This is a genomic window from Iodobacter sp. BJB302, from assembly GCF_002735645.1.
Taxonomy (GTDB): domain Bacteria; phylum Pseudomonadota; class Gammaproteobacteria; order Burkholderiales; family Chitinibacteraceae; genus Iodobacter.
This window is the reverse complement of the sequence record NZ_PDZG01000050.1, coordinates 1-24,384: the sequence shown is the minus strand read 5'-3', so window position 1 is coordinate 24,384 and position 24,384 is coordinate 1. Positions and strand designations below refer to the sequence as shown.

At 51.0% G+C, this 24,384-nt stretch carries 18 protein-coding genes; 12 read left to right on the top strand and 6 right to left on the bottom strand.

Going from position 1 to position 24,384, the window contains the following annotated elements; genetic code table 11:
* Positions 1–52 precede the first annotated feature (52 nt).
* The 5 genes from CSQ88_RS15390 to CSQ88_RS15370 all read left to right on the top strand — a co-directional run bounded on the left by CSQ88_RS15390 (position 53) and on the right by CSQ88_RS15370 (position 4,876).
* Entirely contained in the window at positions 53–940 is an 888-nt protein-coding gene (locus tag CSQ88_RS15390) for a LysR family transcriptional regulator (protein WP_099398973.1), read from the top strand.
* Between the two features lie 135 nt (positions 941–1,075).
* Positions 1,076–1,309, top strand: coding sequence for a hypothetical protein (locus CSQ88_RS15385; protein ID WP_099398972.1), 234 nt, complete (start codon positions 1,076–1,078; stop codon positions 1,307–1,309).
* A gap of 492 nt (positions 1,310–1,801) precedes the next feature.
* On the top strand, positions 1,802–2,068 hold the full coding sequence (locus tag CSQ88_RS15380) for an oxidative damage protection protein (protein WP_099398971.1): 267 nt from the start codon (positions 1,802–1,804) through the stop codon (positions 2,066–2,068).
* 262 nt (positions 2,069–2,330) lie between these two features.
* Entirely contained in the window at positions 2,331–4,409 is a 2,079-nt protein-coding gene (ppk1, locus tag CSQ88_RS15375) for a polyphosphate kinase 1 (RefSeq protein ID WP_099398970.1), read from the top strand.
* Between the two features lie 8 nt (positions 4,410–4,417).
* Positions 4,418–4,876: a histidine phosphatase family protein gene (locus CSQ88_RS15370; protein ID WP_099398969.1), complete on the top strand. Its 459-nt coding sequence runs from the start codon at positions 4,418–4,420 to the stop codon at positions 4,874–4,876.
* Between the two features lie 366 nt (positions 4,877–5,242).
* On the opposite strand, the gene CSQ88_RS15365 is transcribed toward CSQ88_RS15370, so the two are convergent.
* The 6 genes from CSQ88_RS15365 to polA all read right to left on the bottom strand — a co-directional run bounded on the left by CSQ88_RS15365 (position 5,243) and on the right by polA (position 14,136).
* Positions 5,243–6,448, bottom strand: a complete 1,206-nt coding sequence (locus CSQ88_RS15365; protein ID WP_099398968.1) for a heme biosynthesis HemY N-terminal domain-containing protein — start codon at positions 6,446–6,448, stop codon at positions 5,243–5,245.
* The gene (locus CSQ88_RS15360) at positions 6,445–7,485 is read right to left on the bottom strand and encodes a uroporphyrinogen-III C-methyltransferase (protein ID WP_099398967.1); all 1,041 of its coding nucleotides are present in this window, start codon (positions 7,483–7,485) and stop codon (positions 6,445–6,447) included. Before CSQ88_RS15360 ends, CSQ88_RS15365 begins: the two co-directional genes overlap by 4 nt.
* A complete protein-coding gene (locus CSQ88_RS15355; protein WP_099398966.1) occupies positions 7,482–8,255 on the bottom strand; it encodes a uroporphyrinogen-III synthase in 774 nt (257 codons plus the stop codon). The genes CSQ88_RS15360 and CSQ88_RS15355 overlap by 4 nt, the downstream gene beginning before the upstream one ends.
* Positions 8,255–9,196 (bottom strand): hydroxymethylbilane synthase, encoded by a 942-nt coding sequence (gene hemC / locus CSQ88_RS15350; RefSeq protein WP_099398965.1) that lies wholly within the window; start codon positions 9,194–9,196, stop codon positions 8,255–8,257. Before hemC ends, CSQ88_RS15355 begins: the two co-directional genes overlap by 1 nt.
* A gap of 67 nt (positions 9,197–9,263) precedes the next feature.
* The gene (locus CSQ88_RS15345; RefSeq protein ID WP_099398964.1) at positions 9,264–11,228 is read right to left on the bottom strand and encodes a FimV family protein; all 1,965 of its coding nucleotides are present in this window, start codon (positions 11,226–11,228) and stop codon (positions 9,264–9,266) included.
* 142 nt (positions 11,229–11,370) lie between these two features.
* A complete protein-coding gene (gene polA, locus CSQ88_RS15340; protein WP_099398963.1) occupies positions 11,371–14,136 on the bottom strand; it encodes a DNA polymerase I in 2,766 nt (921 codons plus the stop codon).
* Between the two features lie 362 nt (positions 14,137–14,498).
* Here polA and CSQ88_RS15335 point away from each other — a divergent pair, with 362 nt between their 5' ends.
* The 7 genes from CSQ88_RS15335 to CSQ88_RS15305 form a co-directional block, all read left to right on the top strand.
* The gene (locus CSQ88_RS15335; RefSeq protein WP_099398962.1) at positions 14,499–14,816 is read left to right on the top strand and encodes a DUF2782 domain-containing protein; all 318 of its coding nucleotides are present in this window, start codon (positions 14,499–14,501) and stop codon (positions 14,814–14,816) included.
* Between the two features lie 9 nt (positions 14,817–14,825).
* Entirely contained in the window at positions 14,826–15,764 is a 939-nt protein-coding gene (locus CSQ88_RS15330) for a homoserine kinase (RefSeq protein ID WP_099398961.1), read from the top strand.
* Complete coding sequence (locus CSQ88_RS15325; protein WP_099398960.1) at positions 15,761–17,152, top strand: FAD-binding oxidoreductase; 1,392 nt, start codon at positions 15,761–15,763, stop codon at positions 17,150–17,152. Before CSQ88_RS15330 ends, CSQ88_RS15325 begins: the two co-directional genes overlap by 4 nt.
* Positions 17,153–17,272: 120 nt before the next feature.
* Entirely contained in the window at positions 17,273–19,456 is a 2,184-nt protein-coding gene (locus CSQ88_RS15320; protein WP_099398959.1) for a type I secretion system permease/ATPase, read from the top strand.
* Entirely contained in the window at positions 19,456–20,880 is a 1,425-nt protein-coding gene (locus CSQ88_RS15315; RefSeq protein WP_306475249.1) for an HlyD family type I secretion periplasmic adaptor subunit, read from the top strand. Before CSQ88_RS15320 ends, CSQ88_RS15315 begins: the two co-directional genes overlap by 1 nt.
* Positions 20,877–21,479: a response regulator transcription factor gene (locus tag CSQ88_RS15310; protein ID WP_099398958.1), complete on the top strand. Its 603-nt coding sequence runs from the start codon at positions 20,877–20,879 to the stop codon at positions 21,477–21,479. The genes CSQ88_RS15315 and CSQ88_RS15310 overlap by 4 nt, the downstream gene beginning before the upstream one ends.
* Positions 21,480–21,632: 153 nt before the next feature.
* On the top strand, positions 21,633–24,384 hold a 2,752-nt coding region (locus CSQ88_RS15305), incomplete at its 3' end, for a retention module-containing protein (protein ID WP_143449489.1).

The window sequence follows — 24,384 nt, the reverse complement described above, 5'->3', positions numbered from 1 at the left end:
TTTAATAAAAATAGATTAATATTTATGAATCGTTCTCTTTTTAAGAACAAATATGAATAGTCTCAACTATCATCATTTGGCTTATTTTTGGCAGGTTGCCAGGCAGGGAAACCTGACCAAAGCGGCTGAGCAACTCCATGTCTCTCAGTCGGCCCTTTCCTCGCAAATTGCACAGCTAGAACACACGATGGGAGTTCAATTATTCTTGCGGCAAGGTCGGAAGCTGGTGCTAACCGAGATCGGACAGAAGACTTTTTCGTATGCAGAAGAGATTTTTCGCAAAGGTTCAGAGTTGGAGTCGCTATTACTGAAGGGTGAGCAGGTACAGAATCGTGCCGTCAAAATTGGTATGTTGGCGACCATGTCCCGTAACTTTATTGAGAGCTTTGTCGAGCCGCTGATCCGCCAGCCAGGGATTAAATATTCTTTGCATGCGAGAGGTCAGGCACGACTACTCACAGAGCTTGCGAATCATCAGCTTGATATTGCGTTAAGCAATATTGATGTAAGTGGCAGTGATAATAATCTATGGCATTGCCAACTACTCGCCAGACAACCTGTGGCTATTATTGGCCATCCAGGTTTGGCATTAGACTCAGTTTTTTCATCAGGCTACGCTGATCAAAACTGGATTTTGCCGGTTGAGGACAGTCCGATACGTTCAGCATTTGATGGTTTTTGTGCCCTGCACCAATTTAAACCCAAGATCGTGGCAGAAGCCGATGACATGGCAATGATGCGGCTTTTGGCGCGAGATAGTCATGCGATTACTGTGATGCCAGAGGTGGTCGTAAAGGATGAGCTAAAAAATGGCAAATTACAGCTCTATATGGTTTTACCTAATGTATACGAGCATTTCTATGCTGTGACAGTGCAAAGGCATTTCCCAAACCAAATTGTTGGGGACTTATTGCTAAATGCCTTGAGCTCGCAGTCATAAGCAGATTTATTCGGTTGTAATCTGGAGTGACCGCTTTGGCCGAGCAGCGAGGGAGTAACGCAAAATTGTTGAAGGCCGCTGCCTGGGGTCTGTTGACGTTTCATTCTGCCGTTTTCCGGTTCAGTGCAATTGTGAATGAAACGTCAACAGACCCTAATGGTTTGCGGCCTATTTTTGTATAACTTTGGTATCGGCATATCGGTCAAAGCGGCTACTACAAGAATAGATTTGGATGAATCCTTATTTGCAAATTTTGAATGTAATAATAGCTTTGATATGAAAAATCATGTGGTATTGCCGAGTCTATGGCAGCAAAAGCGTTTATTCCTAGCTCTTGAGCGCAGGATAAAGATAATCATATTGGCGTAGCTTGGCAGCGTTCTTGGCCCTGTTAAGTCGGTGGTGATGGCTGGTATATTTGGGCCTACGACTTTTACTTCTTCAGTAGGCTACTTAGCTCAGTTCGTAGTGCATTATTAAGCTAGTTCAAAGTGCCGTACGCACGAAACGAGCAGTCACGAATTTCAGTATCAGTATAAGTTACTATCAGACGGCAATCAGGCGCTTATTGGCCTGGCTATAATGATGGGGCCAAAATTAGTTGGCCACTACATTCAGGTATAATCAGCGGATTAGTTTTAGAGTGTTTTGGTGTGCATAAGACAGAGCGCATGCCAGCAGAAAAAGAAATGTATACAGAAGTGACTTCAATAAGGTTTCTTCTAATGTTTTGTATTTAAAAATCAATAGGTTAATCGTTGATTTATTTTTTGATATTTAAAATATAAAACAAGAGGCAGTAATACTTTAAAATTTGTCATTTTCCAGAAACATAAATGTAATATTATTAAGGTGATACTAATGAGCCGCACTGTGAACTGTGTAAAGCTGGGGCGTGAGGCGGAAGGGATGGATTTTCCGCCGCTGCCGGGTGCTTTAGGTAAGAAGGTTTTTGATAATGTGTCTAAAGAGGCATGGCAGGCATGGATTAAGCATCAAACCATGCTGATTAATGAAAATCGTCTGAGCCTTGCTGATCCTCGTGCGCGTCAGTATTTGCAGCAGCAGCTGGAGAATTATTTCTTTGGTGATGGTGCAGAAATGCCAGCAGGCTTTGTGCCGCAATAAAAGTTAAGCACAGGCCACTTATAGTGGCCTTTGTTTTTTCTACAATCCCATTTTGTCTGTTGCAAAACGTGGGTGCATTTAAGATTTAGGGCTCTGGCGGGCTTGCTTGCCCGTTTGTTTGTAGATCCAGCTGACTGATTTGTTTGGGTTTATGCCGGCGTTATACAGGCGTTGTGAAGTTTTCAGGACATCCCTCAGCTGGTTGAGTTGCATTTCTTGTCATCCGTATTTTTGATGGGCTATTTAATTTGAGCGAAGAGTGATGAGTTACAAACCTGCTGATAATCAATTAATGCTGAACCGTGAAATGGGGTTGTTAGAGTTTAATCGTCGGGTATTGGCCCAGGCGGAAGACGCAAGTAACCCTTTATTAGAGCGTTTGAAATTTCTGTGCATTGTGTCGTCCAATCTGGACGAGTTTTTTGAAGTACGCGTGGCCTGGCTTAAAGAAAATATGCGTCATAACCCAACCCGGCTTTTGCCTGAGGGAATGACGCCGCTGCAGGCTTTTGAGCTGGTGGCGCGCGAAGCGCATGATTTGGTTGATCGCCAGTATGATTTATTACTGGAAGTGATGTTTCCTGCGCTGGCTAAGGAAGGCATTCATTTTTTCCGCCGCAGCGTCTGGACAGACGAGCAGCGCGAGTGGGTGCGTGATTTCTTTTTCCGCGAGCTGATGCCTATTCTCACGCCGATTGGGCTGGATCCTTCGCATCCTTTCCCACGAGTATTAAATAAGTCGCTGAATTTTATTGTTGAGCTGGAAGGCAACGATGCCTTTGGCCGCAGCTCGGGTATTGCCATTGTGCAAGCCCCGCGTATTTTGCCGCGCTTTGTAAAAATGCCGACCGAGATTTCGGGCGTAGAGCATGGCTTTGTTTTCTTGTCTTCTATTTTGCATGCCCATGTGGATGAGTTGTTTTCAGGTATGCATGTGCTGGGTTGTTATCAATTCCGCGTCACGCGTGATTCTGATTTATCGGTGGATGACGATGATCTGAAAGATCTGCGTGCTGCGCTGAAGGGCGAATTGTCGCAGCGCTCTTATGGCGATGCCGTGCGTTTAGAGGTGGCTGATAATTGCCCTAAGCATTTACAACATTTCTTGCGTGATCAGTTTGGTTTGCAGGATGTGGATCTTTATCGTGTAAACGGCCCGGTAAATCTGGTACGCCTGATGCAGGTGCCGGATCAGGTTGATCGCTCTGATTTGAAGTTTGAGCCCTTTATGCCTGGCGTGCCTACCGAGCTGCGTAAGCAGCCGGATATGTTTGCCGCTATTCGCCATGGCGATATTCTTTTGCACCATCCCTACCAAAGTTTTACCCCTGTGATCGATTTGCTGCAACAGGCAGCAAGAGACCCGCAGGTGGTGGCGATCAAAATGACGGTATATCGCACAGGTACAGAATCGGCTTTAATGGAAGCCTTATGCGATGCGTCCGGGCGCGGTAAAGAGGTGACGGCTGTTGTTGAGCTGATGGCGCGTTTTGATGAAGAAGCCAATATTAACTGGGCAGCCAAGCTGGAGCTGGCGGGTGTGCATGTGGTGTATGGCGTATATGGCTATAAAACACACGCGAAAATGCTACTGATTGTGCGCCGCGAAGAAGGAAAACTGCGCCGCTACACTCACGTTGGCACGGGTAATTACCATCCGCGCACAACTAAGCTTTATACCGATTTTGGTTTGATGACCATTAATGAAGAAATTGTCAGCGATGTAAATGATGTGTTTATGCAGCTCACCGGGCTAGGCCTCGCGGGGGATCATCATCAGCTGTGGCAGGCTCCGTTTACCTTGCAGCCGAATATTTTAAAGTATATTGATAAAGAAATTGTCCACGCCAAAGCGGGCCGCAAGGCTGTGATTATCGCCAAGATGAATGCTTTGCTTGAGCCTACTGTGATCGATAAGCTTTATCAGGCATCACAAGCCGGCGTTACGGTTCATCTGATTGTTCGTGGCGTTTGCGCCTTGCGCCCGGGTATTCCGGGGGTATCAGATAACATCCGTGTACGCTCAATTGTGGGGCGTTTATTAGAACATCATCGCGTTTTCTATTTTTACAATGGCGGCGCAGAGGATGTTTATCTTTCTTCGGCAGACTGGATGGGGCGTAATTTATTCCGCCGCATTGAAATTGCGTTTCCAATCTTAGATCCAAAAGTAAAACGCCGTGTGATTCGTGAAAGCTTGCGCCCAAGCCTAGTAGATAACACCCAAGCTTGGGAAATGCAGTCTGATGGCCGCTATCGTCGTAAGACTGCGCGTGGCGGTAAGGTGCGCTCTTCACAAGCAACATTATTGGCTGAGTTAACAGCTAAACCACGCAATTAAGGGCGACTGTGGATTTAATTTTGTGGCGTCACGCCGAAGCAGAGGAGGGGGCAGATGATCTGCGCCGCCCTCTGACGGCTAAAGGGCGTAAGCAGGCAGAGAAAATGGCGGCCTGGCTGAGTAAGCGTCTTGATGGCGGGGCAATCACTATTATTGCCAGTGAGGCAGTGCGCAGCCAGGAAACGGCCAAGGCTTTAAGTAAGCAATTTAAGATTGATGCAAGGTTGAATCCCGGTGTTTTATGCGGCTCTTATTTAGAGGTATCTAACTGGCCAAGGGAGCCGGGTAAGACCATAGTGCTGGTTGGGCATCAGCCGGAGCTGGGCCGCGCTGCGGCCGTGATTCTGGCGGGTAAAGAGCACGATTGGGAGCTGCGCCGGGGAGGCTGCTGGTGGTTGCAGAGGCGGGTTAAGGAAGGGCAGGTTAGCTATTTATTACGGATGGCGATGTCACCGGATTTATTGTAATACTTGTTTCATTAGAATTTCATGTTACTGAAATAGAAAGTTTATTATTTGTTTCAAGTCAATTCCAAGCTAATGATGTCAATGTATTGCGTTAATATCAAGTAATATGCTATTGCAAATTACTCGGGGGCAATAAAATGCTAACTAATACGCAAGTCCGTAAACCCGTTGTACCTCTTGGCCATCATTCTCCTGCGCCTGATTTTTTTGAGCGTAATAAGGGATCTGCTCCATTTTCATGGATCACTTTCTCTGATGAGAAAAAGCCAGCTGCACCGCCACCTCATAAAAAATAAGAGCTCAATATGCAAAACGGCTGCAATCAATGCAGCCGTTTTTTATTGCCTGTTGCGGTTAAATCAAAGCTTAAATCAGGCTGGCCTGTGGCAATGCCAGAGCCAGGCTTGCCTGGTAATGCCGGCTGGCGGCATCATTTTTATCGAGCGAATCCAGTAGCTCTGCCAGCTCTGCATGGGCTACCGCGGTAGGGTGCACAGCAATACTTGCTTCCAGATAGGTTTGCGCCTTACCCCAAAGGGCACTGGCACGGCATAGCCTGCCAAGTGTCAGCAGCAGCAAATGATCTTCAGGATGCTGCTTAAGCCAAAGTTCGGCCTGTTGCAGCTGGGAAATAAGGGCTTCCCCGGTCAGCCCCAGCGAGCCATAGCGGCCAGCCAGAGTACTGGACCATTCGTTTCTGAGGGTTTCTTCCAGCAGGCTGCGGGCCATTGCGGGCTCTCCCTGCTGTTTGTAGCTGTCTGTCACCGCTTCGATCAGCTGTGGCAAGGCTTTATCGTGGGCTGGCAGCTTATTCCACCAGTCTTTCAGCTGATGGCTGGATAAAGGTTGTTGTCTCAGCTTGAGCAGATAGGCCTGGTTGCGGATGCGTCTGGCCTGTTCGGCATCAACCGCTTCACTTTTAGCTAATTGCTCTACCAGTCTTAATACGGCATCAGGGTTTTCTTCACGTAGGCGTAAACGCAGCTCCAGCTGCAGGGCAGCGGTCAGCTTGGGTGAGATTTGCTTGGCTGCGGCAAGCGCATTGCCTGCATCGGTATAGCGGCGCTCATCCAAATAAAGCTCGGCGGCCATCATTGCTGCAGCTAAGTGCTGGTTGCCAAATCGTTGCTGAAGTTTCTCCAGATACTGATCGCGGCGGGCAAAATCACGCATTTGATGCGCGGCACGCGTGGCAAGCAGCGCATTAACGGCAAAAGCATCATTGTTTTCGCTGTTATTCAGCGCTTCGCTGGCCAAACGTTCGGCGCGCTGATAGCGGCCTTCAAAAAAAGCCAAACGTGCTTCGCGCTCCAGCTGAATTGAGGCATCTCTTTGCTGGCGTTCGCGGTATTGCTTTACTTTGTGTGGCAGGCCGCCCAGCTCTGCAACTACGCGCAGCAGCAGATAGAGCAGGGCAATGGTCGCCAGTGTCAGCATTGCAAATACATTGAGCGAAATTTCAATCCGCCATGGCGGCAAAAACAGCAGCACATAGCCAGTATTAAGCTGGGCAAACAGCGTTAGCCCCACGGCCAGCGCAAATAAAGCGATGATCCAGAGCAGAATTCTCATTGCTTGGCCCTTTCTGCAATGGTGCGGGCGCTGCGTACCGCCGCCAGGCTCGTACCGAGTTCCGGCAGCTGAATGGCCAGATCTTGCGCTGCTAACTGTTTCAGCGTGGCAATCGATGTGGCTGTTTGTGGCGCTTTTTTATCGAAGTATTGTTCTAAATAACGCAGGGCAGCCGCGATATCGCCACGGTAGCTGGCTTCATCTTTAAGCAGCAGGGAAGTGCGCGCATCCAGCAGCCTGAGCTTGATGTTTTCCCGCAGGAAAAAGCTTTGTTCCGGTGAAAGCAACATGGCTTCTGGTTTGTCCATGCGGCGGATCTGGATTAGCTGCTTAAGCTGTTGCCAGATTTCATCAGAAAATTGCGTCAGCGGTGTCCCGCTGGCGGATGCTTTTACCGCAGGTGTTCCCTGGCGATAGCCATCAATCGCCAGAGGCAGGTCTTCCAGGCCTTTAATCAGGTTGTCTAATTTGGCGCTGATCCCAATGATATCTACATAGGGCAGGGCTTTAAGGGTATCAATATCACGGGTAATGCTCTGACGCAGGCTGATCAGCTCCGGGCGGTTCAGCTGCGCGAGTTTTTGGTCGATATTCGCCAGTGCAAGCAGCGCGCCATTTACATTGCCGCCTAATTGCAGTTGCTGGCTGGCAAAGCCAAGGATTTGCTCTATTTCAGAAAGGGCACGATGGGTTTCATTATGGGTAAGTGCCTCATACATATTATTCAGCGCTTGCTGCTGGCTGAGCGATTCTGCTTGTTTGGCATCCAGTAGTGCCAGTTTGGCGCTAAATTGCTCCTGCAATTTAGCGCTGCTTGCCAGCTGCTGGCTGAACTCTGCAGTGCTGTTTTTATTGGCGGCGAGCTGACGGCTTACTTCAAGCTTGAATTGCTCCATGGCTTGCTGCTGATAGAGCCAGACACCCGCACTAGCAATTAAGGCTACGCTGCCAAGCACAATAGCGGTCTGCGGAACGAAGCGACGGTCAGGCTTTTGCAGTGCCGCCGCGAGCGAGTCTTGTGAAGTATCCTGAGTCATTTTGATTCCTGGCGGGGTTTTGTGAAGTGCTGACAAATACCATGCAAAATACCGCTATCCCCTGCATTCGTAAGTTCTATTTGTTTTGCACCCAAAGCGATAAGCGTCTGTGCAATACGCGGATGGGGTACGAAATATATGCGTGATTGTAACGCTTGCAGCGCCTTGTCTCCAGCGAGCTGGAATAAGTGTTGCGCTGCTTCCGAGCTGGATATGACGATGCCATCGCAGCCACTGCTTAATTGGGCATATAAATGCTCCGGATCGAAGCGGGGAGGCTGTCTTTGGTATGCGGTAATGATAGTCAGCAGCGCGCCACGCTCTTGTAAGGCTTTTGGTAATAATTCACGTCCGCCATTACCGCGAAATATCACCAGCTTTTTACCTGCTAAAAATTGCATTCTGGTTTCTTGCAGCAGGCCTTCACTATCAAATTGCACAGCGGGGCAGATAATATCCTGCACCCCAAGTGCACTTGCCCGCCGCTCGCTGCCTAGCCCTACTACCGCTACTGGCAGGTTTTTGGGCCATGGTGCGGGCAAATGTGCAAATACGGCATCAAGCGCGGACGGGCTGATAAAAACGGCCAGATCAAATTGCTCAATCTGAGCTAAAGCGGCCTGCAGCGGCGCAGGATCGTCAGGCGGAGCGATTTCCAGCAGCGGCAGGGGCAGTACTTCTGCACCCGCGGCTTGCAGCAGAGCGATTAAATCTGCTGCTTGCTGTCTGGGACGTGTTACCCACAGGCGCAGGCCGCTCAGTGTTTGCATTATTCTGCGGCTGCAGCGGCCAGACTCTTCAGAATCTCAGTCGCGCCTTCGGTGCAGAGCAGTTCGGCTACCTGTAAGCCTAAGCCATTAGCTGCTGCCAAAGAGCCATTGCCTTCGGCATAAATAATATCGCTGCCATCTGGGTTGGCAATAAAAGCACGCAGACGCAAAAATCCATCGTCTTCTTCAGCAAAAGCACCCAATGGAATTTGGCAAGAGCCACCCAAGCGGCGTGATAAGGAGCGCTCAGCAGTCACACAGGCTGCCGTTGCCGCATGGTTAAAGGGGGCAAGCAGCGAGATCAGATCGCTGCGATCGCTGCGTACCTCAATACCCAATGCGCCCTGGCCGGGGGATGGCAGGCTGTCGCCAGGAGAAATCGCGCTTTTAATCCGGCTGGCAAGGCCCAGACGAATCAGCCCTGCTGAGGCCAGAATAATGGCGTCGTATTCACCTGCATCCAGCTTGCCAAGACGCGTGCCCACATTGCCGCGCAAAGGTTTAATGATTAAATGCGGAAAACGGGCGCGTAATTGTGATTCGCGGCGCAGGCTGGAAGTGCCCACGACACAGCCGGGCGTTAATTGATCGAGGGAATCGTATTTATTAGAAACAAAGGCATCGCGCGGGTCTTCTCGCTCGCCAATGGCGGCCAGTGTAAAGCCTTCGGGCAAAACCATGGGTACGTCTTTCATCGAATGCACGGCAAGATCGGCGCGGCCTTCGGTAATGGCGGTCTCCAGCTCTTTAACAAACAGGCCTTTGCCGCCGATTTTATTCAGGGTTACGTCTAAAATCCGGTCGCCCTGCGTGGTCATGCCAAGTAATTCAACCTGAAGCTCAGGATAAAGCGCCTCAAGCCTCGCCTTTACGTGGTTGGCCTGCCAGAGCGCAAGCGGGCTTTCGCGGGTGGCGATAACAAGGCGGTTAGATTGAGTCACTTGCGTATCCTTTAGCGTGATTGCATACAGGGACGCATTCTATCATTAGCTGATGCCCAGGTTGGCTTCAGTGTTTACGCGGCTCAAAGACTGAAAGTGGTGGATGTAATTCGATTTCTAATTCAACCAGATCAATTTCTTCGATGGGTTCGGCTTCTTCAAGTGAAACAGGCGCTTTGATTTCAGTTGGCCCGATTTTTTCATAATCAATCGACGATTCGATCTCAAGAATTTCTGTATTTTCAAATGAAAGTGGCGCTTCAAGCTCTATGGGCTTGGTTTCTTCAAAGGAAAGCGATGCTTCTGCTTCCAGTGCTTCTACTGCTTCCTCTGCTTCTTCAAGCGGCAAAGAGGCTTCTATTGTTTCTTCATTGCTTTGTAATGAAATATCCAGGGGGCTGCCTGCATCTTCTTCAACAGAGAATTCCAGCGGTGGCAGATCCAGCGAAATGATTTGCGGGGGTGTTATGGATGAGGCTGGCTTTGCTGGTGCTTCTTCAGCGGCAGGCGCAGATAAAAACTCCATCAGCATGGCGTCTTGTGCACTTAATGGCTCAGGGGCAATGGGCTCGGGTGCGGGCAGCGGGGCTTGCTGAGGGCTGGTCTCCGCCTCAGGGTGTTCTTCAATCGCAGGCTCAGCACTGGCTTCTGCCGTGTCTTCGTGAGCGCTGTAGAGCGGGTTTTCCGGATCCAGCCGGTAGCCAATATTGCGGACCAGCGCCCAGTCGTCTGCATCGCCGCCCAGATCATGGAAGCGCCTTGCCAGCTGGGCATATTCAGTTTTCATGCCTTGCTGGCGTAAAACGCGGAACAGCAGCAGCCATGGCTCACTATCGGCCTCGTTTTCGTCGATCGTGTGATAAAGAAGCTCAATGGCCTGATCGGTTTCACCCTGTGCCACCAGTAATTGCGCCCGCTCCAGCGTGGCGCTGCCGTCTTCTTCTTCCTGCACTTCAATGCCACCGTAGAACAGCTGGCTGTGGCGGAAAAGGGAGTGATCATCCGCATCTGCGGCGACAGGTTTAATGATTTTGGGGCCGGTACGCGATAGATGAGAAATCGCGCTTTCTGCATCTGCGTCCCAGCTGGTTTGATTTTGCTGACGGCGGCGCAGCCATAAGCCCGCCCCGGCTGCGGCAGCTAATGCGGCCATCACGGCAGCCATCCACCAGCTCTTGCCTGCAGAACCATCTGTTGTTGTACGTTTGGGGGCTGTGGGTGCTGGCGCTTCAGAAGGTGCTGGCGGAGCTGCGCTGCTGATATTCAGGGTGGCAGCCGGGGAGCTTGTGGGCTCTGGCGTGCTGCTTGTTGCTACAGCGCTTGCACCGCTTAAAGCCTGCAGATGCAGCATGGATTGCTGCAGGCGCAGCATTTCTGATTGCAACTGCTCTTGCAAGCTTTGCATCATGGCGATTTTGGTTTTCAGCTCTTCCGGGCTAAGCACTGCAGGCGCCTGGTTTTTAAAGCTTAATTCGCTTTCAATCCGCAGCTGGCCATTGCTGGCAGGCAGAGAGAGGGGTATTTCTGTAGGTTTTTGCTTGCTTTGGACGACAGTTGTCTGGCTGTTTGTGTCTTTACTGGCGCTGACGGGCTTTGCTGCACGATGAGGGCGGCTGGCTGTGGTGCTGATTACAGGGTGGGCTGCGGCTTGTGTTTCTTCTGCAACACTTGGAAGGGTGAGCGGCGCAGGGTCTAAAAACACGGTGTAGCTGCGTTGCAGCAGCTGGCCCTTGCACTCCATTTTTATACTGAAGCCCGCCATAGGCTCATTTACAACATCGGCAGACTGAATCAGGATCTGCCCGCCGCGCTCTTTAGCCAGCAGGCGCAGCGAGGCTTGGCCTAAGCCCGGCAGTTCATTGGCAGGGGCGACGATACTTAGTTTGCTGCAGTCTTCTGCTAAGCCATCTTCAGGCGCAAGCTGGTAACTTACAGTGCCCCGAAACCGCTGACCAACGGCGGATTGAATGGTCAGCTCCCCCAGCGTCAGGGCTGCAGCAGGCTCGCTCACGACCAGAGCAAGACACAGCATCTTCCAGCTAAACTGTAGCTTGAGAGGGGGACTGTTTATCATCATTAATTGAGTAAGCCGTTTAAATGCCAAGTAGATGTAATTTAACGCTGTAGCTGGACTGTAGACTATTTACTTAGGGCTGACAAAGAGAGTGTCAGAATTAATGCGCTTCCTCCCAGTTTAAACCTGCACCCACTTCGGCCAGCAAGGGGACGGTCAGCCTGGCGGCGGCAGCCATCTTAAGCGGCAGTTGTTCACGCATCATTTCAACTTCGGCATCGGGTACTTCCAGTACCAGCTCATCGTGTACCTGCATGATTAATTTACTTTGCAGGCCCTCTGCCTTAATCCAGTTGGCCACATTAATCATGGCCAGTTTAATTAAATCGGCGGCGGTGCCTTGCATCGGCGCATTAATCGCGGCGCGCTCTGCACCGGCACGGCGTGCGGCGTTGGCGGATTTAATTTCCGGCAGCCACAGGCGGCGGCCAAATACGGTTTCTACATAGCCGTGTTCTTTGGCGCTGGCGCGGATGTTTTCCATATATTGGGCAACACCATTGAAGCGTGCAAAGTAGCGGTCGATAAAGTTTTTGGCGGCGTCGCGCGGGATTTCCAGCTGGGCCGCCAGGCCAAATACGCCCATGCCGTAAATCAGGCCAAAGTTAATGCTTTTGGCGTAGCGGCGCTGCTCGCTGCTGACCTGATCGAGTGCTACGGCAAATACTTCGGCAGCGGTGGTGCGGTGAATATCTTCGCCGGAATTAAACGCGGCGATCATCGCCTCGTCGCCGGACAGGTGCGCCATGATGCGCAGCTCGATTTGCGAGTAATCGGCAGACATAATTTGCCAGCCTTTGGGCGCAATAAAGGCTTCGCGAATCTTGCGGCCTTCCATGCTTTTGATCGGGATATTTTGTAAATTTGGCTCGGTAGAGCTTAAGCGCCCGGTCACCGCTACGGTCTGGTTGTAGCTGGTATGCACACGGCCAGTGCGTGGGTTCACCATCAGCGGCAGCTTGTCGGTGTAAGTCGATTTCAGCTTGGATAATGAGCGGTGTTCGAGCAGCACTTTAGGCAGCGGAAAATCTTTTGCCAGCTCCTGCAGCACTTCTTCATCGGTGGATGGCGCGCCCTTTGGGGTTTTCTTGATTACAGGCAGCTTGAGCTGCTCAAAGAAGATCTCGCCAATTTGCTTAGGGCTGGACAGGTTGAAAGGCTGGCCGGCCAAAGCGTAAGCGCTTTGTTCCAGCTCTAAAAGGCGCAGGCCAATTTCGTGGCTTTGCTGGTTGAGCTTGTGGCTGTCGAGCAGCACGCCGGTGCGTTCCATTTCAAATAACACGCTGCGCGATGGCATTTCGATTTCGCGGTAAACATGTGCCAGCCCGCCGGTCAGGCGCGGCAACATGGCGTGGGCCAGCTGCAGCGTGATATCGGCGTCTTCAGCGGCGTACGTGCTGGCAACATCGACCGCCACTTCGTCAAAGCCAATTTGCTTCGCGCCTTTGCCGCAGAGTTCTTCAAATTTAATCGTGGTCACGCCGAGCTCTCTTTCGGCTTGCGCATCCATATTGTGTTTTTCGTGGCTGGCCAGCACGTAAGACATTAGCAGCGTATCGTCTTCGACCCCTGCTAAGGCAATGCCATGGTTGGCAAAAATATGCTGATCAAATTTTAAATTCTGCCCCAGCTTTTTATGGCTGGCCGATTCCAGCCATGGCTTGAGTTTGGCGAGTGTTGCATCCAGTGGCAGCTGATCAACTGCATCCGGCCCGCGGTGGGCGAGCGGCAGATAGGCTGCATGGCCTTCGCTGATGCAAAACGACATGCCAACAATTTGCGAGTTTAAAGCGTCTAAACCTGTGGTTTCGGTATCGAGCGACACCACCGGAGCGGCTATCAGCTGCTCCAGCCAGCTATCGAGCTCGCTATCGCTCAGAATAGTTTGGTAATTGCGAGGGGCGGCTCTGCGCTCAGCAGGCGCTTCAATGGCTGGGGTGCTGCTTGCGGGTGCGGCTGATGGGCTGGCGGCCAGACTGAATAAATCGTCGGGTGCCGGAGCTGTCAATTTGCTTTCGGCTTCACGTATCCAGGTTCTGAAGTTGGCCTGGCGGAAAATCCCCAGCAGGGTGTTCCAGTCTTCGCTTTGTGGTATCAGATCGTCAAATTGCTGTGGCAGATCACTGCTTAAATCCAGATCACATTTAATGGTAACCAACTGTTTGGCCATGGGCAGCCATTCCAGCGTATTGCGTAAATTCTCGCCCACCACGCCTTTGATGGCGTCTGCATTGGCCATAACCGCATCGAGGGTTTGATATTCTGTCAGCCATTTTTGCGCTGTTTTGGGCCCGCATTTTGGAACGCCTGGTACGTTATCGACGGTATCGCCAATCAGCGCGAGATAATCAACAATTTGATCAGGGCGCACGCCAAATTTATTGATCACGCCTTCTACATCGAGCACTTCTTCGGTCATCGAGTTTTCGATACGCACATACTGATTAACCAGCTGGGCCATATCTTTATCGCCGGTCGACATGATGGTAGTAATACCATGCTCTGTGCCCCAGCTTGCAAGCGTGCCAATGACATCGTCAGCTTCTACGCCATCCACCATCAGTATCTTTATGCCAAATGCTTTCACCGCAGCATGAATGGGCGCGATCTGAACGCGCAGCTCGTCTGGCATAGATGGGCGTTGCGCCTTGTATTCGCTGTATAAATCGTCGCGAAAGGTCTTGCCCTTGGCATCAAAGACACAGGCGATATAATCGGCAGGCGTTTGCTGACGCAGCTTTTTAAGCATATTAACAAAGCCGTACAGCGCATTGGTTGGCGTACCGTCCGGTGCCGCCAGATCGCGGATCGCATGGAAGGCCCGGTAGAGGTAGGAAGAGCCGTCAATTAAAAGCAGGGTCGCCATGCGATGAAACTCTCTATACTTGATGTAAGAAAAATAGCAGCTTGCTTAATGCTTAAGCCAGAAGTGCTTGCTTAATGCTTAAGCCAGAAGTGCTTGGTTTGGATTTGCTAAAATGAGGGTGAATCCAGCGTATTATAAGGCTTAAGCCATTGAATCGCTGTTTTTATCTGTCAGTTTAAACATGTCACTGCTGACATTTGTTTCATGATCATTCTGATGTATACGTCAAGTTTCTGCTGAGCCCTTGCATGGACATGGTGATCATGAGGCCGGGCTTTGTGGCCATTTCTACAAATCATGGCCGGTGTAAATCAGAAATCCGACCGGGCCTTTGGCCTGAGCTGGCCTAAAAAGGAAATCAAATGCGCCCTATTTTACTTAGCCTCTTATTGAGCAGCTCCGTGTATGCCGCCGCTCCCAGTGATGCGCCCCCGCCTTTGCCTGCGACCGAAAGCGAAGCAAAAGTGCTTGAAGCACCGGAAATACGTGTGATCGAGAAAACCGACGCAACGATTGCCGAGTATCGCCTCAGGGGGAAACTTTACATGATGAAAGTAACGCCTAAGGTTGGCCTGCCGTATTTCCTTGTTGATAAAGAAGGGCAGGGGCGTTTTGATCGCAGTGATGATTTGGGCGGTAGTAATTTATCCGTGCCACGTTGGGTCATTTTTGAATTTTGAGTTGAATCTATGTCCGTTTTTACTACCGTGACTGCGGAAGACCTCGGTCCCTTCCTGAAGCGTTACTCCATTGGCAGCTTGCTGGAGCTTAAAGGTATTGCCGCAGGGATTACCAATACCAATTATTTTGTCACGACCACTCACGGCCGCTATGTGCTGACCTTGTTTGAGAACCTGGCTGCAGATGAGCTGCCTTTTTACGTTAATTTAATGGCTCATCTGGCTGATCATGGCATTGCCGTGGCGGCACCGATTGCAAATCTGGCAGATCAATACGTTGATGAGCTCAATGGCCGCCCAACCTTGCTGGTGCAGTGTGTGCCCGGTACGGTAGTGGACGAGCCAAGTGCAGCACAATGTTTTGAAGTGGGTGAAATGCTGGCGCAAATGCATTTGGCGGCAGGCAGCTATCGCGGACAAATGCAAAATCCGCGTGGAGCCGCCTGGTGGAATGCAACTGCGCCGCAGTTATTTGCTTTGATGAGCGAGGCCGATGCTGAGCAGTTGCGGGGCGAGCTGGCTTTGCAAGCCGGGCAGGATTTTGCTGATTTACCCAAAGGCGTGATCCATGCGGATTTATTCCGCGATAACGTTTTAATGAATGGCGATCATGTTGGCGGATTTATTGATTTTTATTACGCCTGTAATGATGTTCTTCTTTACGACTTAGCCATTACTTTGAATGACTGGTGCGTGTGCGAATCCGGTGATATGGATGCTGAGCGGGCCAGGGCATTATTGCTGGGCTATCAGGGTGTTCGTGCTTTACAGGCTAATGAAACAGCTGCATGGCCAAAGATTTTGCGCGCCGCTGCCCTGCGTTTCTGGGTGTCGCGTTTGTATGATTTTTATAAGCCGGCAGCGGGTGAAATGACCTTTGCAAAAGACCCCGGACATTTTCAGCGGGTCATCAGTGCTCATGCAGAGCGTCAGGATTTTTGGCTGTGAACATTTTTTTAGAAACGCTTAAAGGTTTACTGGATACGGCAGGTGTTTTAACAGGCAAGGATACCGCTGCTTATTGCCTTGATCAGCGCCGCCGCTATCAGGGATCTGCGCTGGCTGTAGCCAGACCACGTTCTACTGCTGAAGTGGCTGCGGTGATTGAGCTTTGCGCCTTGCATGGCATCGCTATTGTGCCGCAGGGGGGGAACACCAGCTTATGTGGCGGTGCAACACCCGATGCATCAGGTACGGCGCTGGTGTTGTCGCTGGAGCGGATGAATCACATTCTTGAGGTTGATCCTGAAAATAACACCATGATTGTGGAAGCAGGTGCCATTCTCGCCGATGTGCAGGCCGCAGCAAGGGCGGCTAATCGCCTGTTCCCCGCCGAATGGGCGGCTTCTGGCTCTTGCCGTATTGGTGGTGCGTTGGCTACCAATGCAGGCGGTGTCAATGTGCTGCGCTACGGCAATATGCGGGAGCTGACCCTGGGTCTTGAGGTGGTTTTGCCCAGCGGCGAGGTCTGGAATGGTTTGCGGGGTTTAAGAAAAGACAATACGGGCTATGATTTAAAGCAGCTCTTTGTTGGCTCTGAAGGAACATTAGGTGTGATTACCCGTGCGGTCTTGAGGCTTTACCCACTGCCAACGGCCCATGCAACGGCTCTGGTGGCCGTGAGTGATCCTGCGGCAGCGGTAGATTTGTTGCGTGGGGTGCAGGCTGCAGTAGGTGACCGGGTGACTTCTTTTGAGTTGATTTCCAGGCCCTGTTTTGAATTACTGGCCAAGCAGTGCCCTGCCTTGCCGCATCCGTTCAGCCCCTTGCCTGAATGGGCGGTGTTAGTAGAGCTGTCTGATGGCGGTGAAAGCCATGCGCTGACCGATCAATTGGCAGAAGTTTTACATGCACTTGCCTGTGATAACGCTTTGCTGGCGCAAAACAGCAGGCAGGCCAGAGATTTTTGGCAGCTCAGGGAGCATATTCCCGAGGCGCAGCGAAGAGAAGGCGTGAGTATCAAGCACGATATCAGCGTGCCAGTGGGGAATATCCCCGCATTTTTAAATGAATGTGGCCGACAATTAGCTTTGGCATTCAGAGATGCATCAATTATTGCTTTCGGGCATTTAGGTGATGGTAATTTGCATTACAACGTTTTCAGGACAGATAAAACAGCGGCATTGTATGCTGATGAGCCGGCTGTCAATGATATTGTTTATTCCTGTGTTGCGTCTCACAATGGCAGTATTAGTGCAGAACATGGTATTGGACAATTAAAGCGTTATCATTTAGCTCAATATAGAAATCCTCTTGAATTAGCTATAATGCAGCAAATAAAACATGTGTTTGATCCTAAGCAAATCATGAATCCGGGTAAAGTATTAATTGATTAATGATTGTGAAATTTTTTTCATATGCATTTCGCATTGATATTCTATACAATAGGGGCAATGATTAAGTTTGCAATTGCGGCAGAAATATTTTTTTATCACTACTAAATATAAAGTTAATGCATGAGCGAGTCCAATCCCAGCCATTCTAAAGCGACTGATCGTCCTGACTGGCGAGTGGGAGAGCATCAGAGTCGTTTTGATCCACTTCTGGATTGTCTTGCCGAGCTGACACGCATTCACGGGCAGCCGTGGACGTGTGAAGCTTTATCGGCGGGCCTGCCACTCACAGATAATCTGCTTTCGCCTTCACTTGTGCCACGTGCTGCTGCCCGTGCCGGGCTTTCTGCCCGGGTGGTCCGCCGCTCTTTGCAGGAGCTGCCAACCAGCTTATTCCCCGTTATTTTGCTGCTTAAAGACCGTGGCGCCTGCCTGCTGCTTGAGTGGACAGACGATGGCATGGCCCGTATCTGCTTTCCTGAAACGGGTGAATCATCTGAGCTGGTGGATGCCGAATCCTTAGCGGCCTCGCATAACGGGATTGTGATTTTTGTCCGCCCTAAATTCAGGTTTGAAACGCGTGCGCCCGAGCACGGTGCGGTGCGAAGCCGGCACTGGTTTTGGGGTGTGGTTAAAGACAACTGGCGTTTATACCGTGATGCTTTGCTGGCAGCGCTGCTGATTAATCTTTTGGCGCTGGCGATGCCGCTGTTTTCAATGAATGTATACGACCGTGTTGTGCCTAATCATGCTCTGGAAACATTATGGGTTCTGGCTGTGGGTGCATTGGCGGTGCTGTGTTTTGATTTAATTTTACGCACAATTCGCGGCCATATTATTGATGTCGCGTCCAAGCGGATTGATGTGACGCTCTCTGCGCTGATTATGGAGCGGGTTTTGGGCTTGCGTATGGAAGCGCGCCCGGCATCTGTGGGCTCTTTTGTGGCAAATCTGCGTGCTTTTGAATCGGTACGCGATTTTATTGCTTCTGCTTCGATCACCACTCTGGTTGATTTACCCTTTGTGCTGATTTTCCTTCTGGTGATGGTGTGGATTTCGCCGTGGCTGGCTGTGCCTGCCATGGTGGGTATTGTGCTGGTGGTGGGCTTTACGCTGCTGGCTCAGGACAAAATGCAGGAAATGGTTGAGCTGACCCAGCGTGCCTCTGCGCAGCGCAACGCAACTTTGGTTGAGGGGCTGGTGGGGATTGAAACCATCAAGGTGATGGGGGCAGAGAGCGAGTTTCAGCGCCGCTGGGAGCGATCCACCCATTTCCTGGCGCAAATTGGCTCCAAGCTTAAATTGCTGTCGTCTACCACCGTTAATTTTGCTTCATTTATCAGCCAGTTAGTCAGCGTGGTCGTTATTATTGTGGGTGTGTATTTGCTGACTGAAAATATGGTGACGATGGGGGGGATTATTGCGGCCTCTATGCTATCGGGCCGGGCATTAGCACCACTGGGGCAAGTAGCTGGTTTATTAATGCAATATCAGAATGCCCGTACTTCTTTAGCCGGTATTGAATCGCATATGAAATTGCCGGTTGAACGCCCTGCAAATAGTAATTTTTTACACCGCGAATCATTCCGGGGCGATATTGAATTTAAAAATGTGAGCTTTGCCTATGCAGGCAATGATGAAAAAGTATTAAACAATGTTTCATTTAAGTTAAAAGCCGGTGAAAAGATGGCCATTATTGGCCGTATTGGCTCAGGGAAAACAACCATAGAAAAACTCATTCTTGGTTTGTATTACCCAAGTGAAGGCGCGGTATTGATTGATGGCGTTGATACACGGCAAATTGATCCCGCTGAATTGCGCCGTGCAGTGGGGCATGTGCCGCAGGAGCCGATCTTATTTTATGGCACGCTGCGTCAGAATATTGCTATGGGCGCACCCTTTGCAGATGACGGCAGTATTCTGGCTGCTGCAGAGCTGGCCGGGGTTAAAGAGTTTTCAGATTTGCACCCGCGTGGCTTTGATATGCTGATTTCCGAGCGGGGCGATTCACTATCAGGAGGCCAGCGCCAGACCGTTTCTATTGCCCGTGCCATGCTGAACGACCCGCCGATGCTGCTGCTGGATGAGCCCACCAGTGCCATGGATCATCTTTCTGAAGAAAAACTTAAAGCGCGTCTTAAAGCGTATATCACGCAAAAAACATTATTGCTGGTGACTCACCGCACCTCACTGCTTGATCTGGTTGATCGCCTGATTGTGCTGGATCAGGGCCAGGTGGTGGCCGACGGGCCTAAGGCTCAGGTGATCGAGGCGTTGCAGCAGGGCAGAATAGGCAGGAGCAGCTGATGATGCAAATTGAAAGCGCCAAGCCTAATTTCTTGCGCAAAAAGTGGCAGAAACTGGTGAGCTTCAGCTCTCACTGGTTTGACCGGTATTTATTTCGTGGCGAAGCCCACGATATGGTCGATCACAGTGATTTTGTGGCCGATGCCGATTGGGTGATTGTTGAGCAGAGCCCGCGCGGAGCGCGCATTCTGGTCTGGACTTCGGCGGTTACTGTATTTGTAGTGCTGCTTTGGGCAGGTCTGGCCAAAATTGATGAAGTCACCCGTGGTGAAGGCAAGGTGATTCCTTCAAGGCAAATTCAGGTGATTCAGAGCCTGGATGGCGGGATTGTTAAAGAAATTTTGGTCAGAGAAGGGCAGCAGGTCAAAATGGGCCAGCTACTGGTCACGATTGACCCCACGCGTTTTGTTTCATCGCTGAAAGAAAACCGCGCACAGTATTTATCGCTTAAGGCCAAGGCTGCACGGCTTGAGGCTCTGGCTTCGGGCCAGCCTTTTGTTGTTCCTGCAGAAGTGCAGGCAGAGTCACCAGAAATTGTGATTCAGGAGCGCGGCCTTTATGAATCCCGCAAGGCAGAAATGAATGCCTTGGTGAGTGGTGCACAGCAGCAGCTGGTGCAGCGCGGGCAAGAGCTGAATGAAGCAAGAGCAAGGCGTGAGCAGGCGGGCCAGGGCTATGCGCTTACTTTGCGGGAGCTGGAGGCCACCAAGCCGCTTCTGAAAAGCGGCGCTGTGTCTGATGTGGAAATCTTGCGGCTGGAGCGCGATGTATCGCGATATTTGGGCGAGCGTGATTCTGCAAGCTCGCAAATTCCGCGTATTCAATCGGCGATGAGCGAGGCAGGCAGCAAGATTCGTGAAGTAGAGCTGACATTCAGAAACCAAGCCCGCTCAGAATTGGGTGAAACAGTAGGTAAGCTCAATAGCTTGACCGAAGGCAGCGTGGCGCTGGCTGACCGTGTAAAGCAGTCTGAAATTCGCTCGCCGGTAAATGGCACAGTTAAACAGCTTCAGGTGAACACCGTTGGCGGAGTCGTGCAGCCTGGCAAAGACATTATTGAAGTTGTGCCAGGGGACGATGCGCTATTGCTGGAGGCAAGGATTTTGCCGAAAGACATTGCTTTTCTGCGTCCGGGTGCACCAGCAATTGTGAAGTTTACTGCCTATGATTTCTCTATCTATGGCGGGCTTGATGCAAAGCTGGAGCACATCAGTGCAGACACTGTGGTGGATGAAAAAGGTAATGCTTTTTATATTGTAAAAGTAAGAACCAACGCTAGTTTCTTGAAGGCAGGGGATAAAAAACTGCCGATTATTCCAGGTATGGTGGCCGAGGTTGATATTCTGACTGGTAAAAAAACGGTGTTGTCTTACCTGCTGAAACCGGTACTCCGTGCAAAATCTAATGCGTTGACTGAGCGATGAACTACTCAATACTGACTGCTGATCCTTTTTTGTTTGCTCATGTTCAGCAGGCGACCCGACAAGAGCTGATCAGGCTGGATTCACTGGCTGCTTTGGCCGGCCGCTCTGAAGGCGTGGTGCTGATCGATCTGGCGCTTGCTGCTTTGCCTGCGCTGAATGATCCGGCATGGCTGAGCTATACCTCTGAGCATCAGATTATCTTTGTCAGCTCTGCCCCTGGCGATGCAGAACATCTGGCGGCTCTTACGGCTGGTGCGCGCGGTTATTGCCATGCTTATGCTGCAAGTGAGTCATTACTGGCGGTGATAAACGTAGTTGCGGCGGGTGGTGTGTGGGCCGGGCCTGCTATTTTGCAAGCGCTGATTCGTTCAATGAATAAATTATTTGCGCCTAAAGATACAGATGCCTGGATGGCGCCTTTAACTGCCCGCGAGCGTGAAGTGGCGATTCTTGCCTCAAATGGCAGCGTAAATAAAGATATCGCCAGAGAGCTGGGGATTACCGAGCGCACAGTTAAATTTCATTTGGGTTTGATTTTTGAAAAGCTGAAAGTGAGCGATCGCTTACAACTGGCCTTGCTGGCGAAAGGAATTCGCTAGATTTCAACCCTGAAAATCATATCCAATAAGAGGCTCCGTTTATCCGGAGCCTTTTTTCTGATCGGCGGCATATGCGGCTGTACTTGGGTACAGTAGGCATTCACATGGGATGAGTCTAGCCTGAAGCTTAACTTATTCACTGGTTGAACGATCATGGCCGAGCAAATTAGTGCAAGTAAACCAAACGTGACGGTTGTTCATATCGATGGCAGCGTTTTTTTGCGGGATGCAACCGGGAAGTCTGTGCCTTTAAAAGAAGGCCAGCAGTTGAATGAGAATGAAATATTTGTAACCTCCGCCGATGGCCGGGTGCAGCTGCTTATGCCTAATGGCGAGCTGCTTGAAATCGGTGGTGATCGTACTGTGCAGGTGGATGCTCAGATGCTGGGCAGTGAGCCAGCAGATGCGGCATCTGCTGCGATTGCAGATCTCAATGGCTCAACAGGAAAAATTGTCGCCGCTGCCCCCATTGATGCAGCCGCTGCCGAGGCTCTGTTAGAACAAGAAGCAACCGCGGCAGGCTTAGGCGGTGGAGCAGGAGGAGAAGGCCACTCCTTTGTAGAATTAAGCCGCATTGCCGAAGGTGTTAATCCCTTAGCATTTAACTTTGCAGTCTCTGATTCAGGCACGCTTGATTTACCACTGATAACGGCTTTGCCGGTTCAGCCCAGCCCTAATCCGGCCATTCTTGGTGCAGATACAGTCAGTGGTGCAGAAGACTCCGCTATTACAGGCAATGTGCTTACCAATGACAGCGATGCAGACGGGCCACTGACCGTAACAGGCTTTACCGTAGCGGGTCTGGCAGATGCTTTTACAGCCAGCCAAACTGCAACGATTCCAAATATTGGAACATTACTCATTGCGCCTAATGGTGATTTCACCTTTACACCAGTTGCGAATTACAACGGCCCGGTGCCTGTCATTACTTACAGCGTTATCGATCCCGTTGGCGGCACTGGCAGCAGCACTCTTACGCTTACGGTAACGCCTGTTGATGATCCGGCAAATCTGCAGGCTGATAGTGCAACAATTCTTGAAGACACACCCGCTACAGGCAATGTGTTAAGCAACGATAGTGATCCTGATGGTGCATTAACCGTAACAGGCTTCACCGTCGCAGGGCTGCCTGATTCCTTTACAGCGGGCCAGTCAGCCAGTATTCCCAATGTAGGTACTTTAATTATCGCCCCCAATGGCGATTACACCTTTACCCCTGTTGCAAACTACAATGGCCCCGTTCCTGTGATCACCTATAACGTGGCAGATCCGCAGGGAGGCACAGGCAGCAGCACCTTAACGTTAACGATTACCCCAGTTGATGATCCTGCAAATTTACAGGCAGATAGTGCAACAGTCCTTGAAGACACACCTGCCACAGGTAATGTTTTAAGCAATGATAGTGATCCGGATGGCCCGCTTACAGTTACTGGCTTTACTGTTGCTGGCCTGCCGGGCACGTTTACACCTGGCCAGGCTGCAGTTATTCCTGATGTGGGTAGCCTGGTGATTGCCCCAAATGGTGATTACACCTTTACCCCTGTTGAAAATTACAATGGACAGGTACCTGTTGTTACCTACAACGTAGTCGATCCTGCTGGCGGAACAGGCAGCAGCACGCTGACACTGACAGTTACTCCGGTTGATGATCCTGTCATCAGTCAAATCGAAGTCGGCAATCCAGGTGTGGCCGATGACAATGTGGTGGAAGGCAACAACCTTGTCTTCAATGTTTCGCTCAGCACAGCCACGACTAAGGCTGAAACCTATGCCTTTAACTTGGGTGGAGGATCAGCGAATGCCGCCGATTACGGCACAGCCACCTTCAGCAACGGCGTGACCTACAACCCAACCACGGGTTTGATTACGGTTCCTGCAGGTGTCACCAACTTCGCCGTCACTCTGCCAACGGTTGACGATGCTTTAGTAGAAATCACCCCTGAAACTGTACCGTTAACGATCGGCGGCGTTTCAGCTACCGGCGGGATTCTGGACAACGACAGCCCGGCCATTACCGGCATCGAAGTCGGAAATCCGGGTGTGGCGGATGACAATGTGGTGGAAGGCAACAACCTCGTCTTCAATGTTTCGCTCAGCACCGCCACTACAAAACCAGAAACCTATGCCTTTAATCTCGGTGGCGGATCAGCGAGCGCAGCCGATTACGGCACGGCCACCTTCAGCAATGGCGTCACTTATAACCCAACCACAGGCCTGATTACCGTGCCTGCAGGCGTGACCAACTTCGCTGTCACCCTGCCAACCGTCGATGACGCGCTGGTTGAAATCACTCCAGAAACTGTTCCTCTGACCATCGGCGGCGTAAGCGCCACAGGCGGCATTCTGGACAACGACAGCCCGGCCATTACCGGCATCGAAGTCGGCAATCCAGGCGTGGCCGACGACAATGTGGTGGAAGGCAACAACCTCGTCTTCAATGTTTCGCTCAGCACCGCAACAACAAAACCAGAAACCTATGCCTTTAACTTGGGTGGCGGATCAGCGAGCGCAGCAGATTACGGTACGGCCACCTTCAGCAATGGCGTCACTTATAACGCCACGACCGGTTTGATTACGGTTCCTGCAGGTGTCACCAACTTCGCGGTCACCCTGCCAACGGTTGACGATGCTTTAGTAGAAATCACTCCAGAAACCGTACCGTTAACGATCGGCGGCGTTTCAGCCACCGGCGGGATTCTGGACAACGACAGCCCGGACATTACCGGCATCGAAGTCGGAAATCCGGGTGTGGCGGATGACAATGTGGTGGAAGGTAATAACCTCGTCTTCAATGTTTCGCTCAGCACCGCCACGACCAAGGCTGAAACCTATGCCTTTAATCTCGGTGGCGGATCAGCGAGCGCAGCAGATTACGGTACGGCCACCTTCAGCAATGGCGTCACTT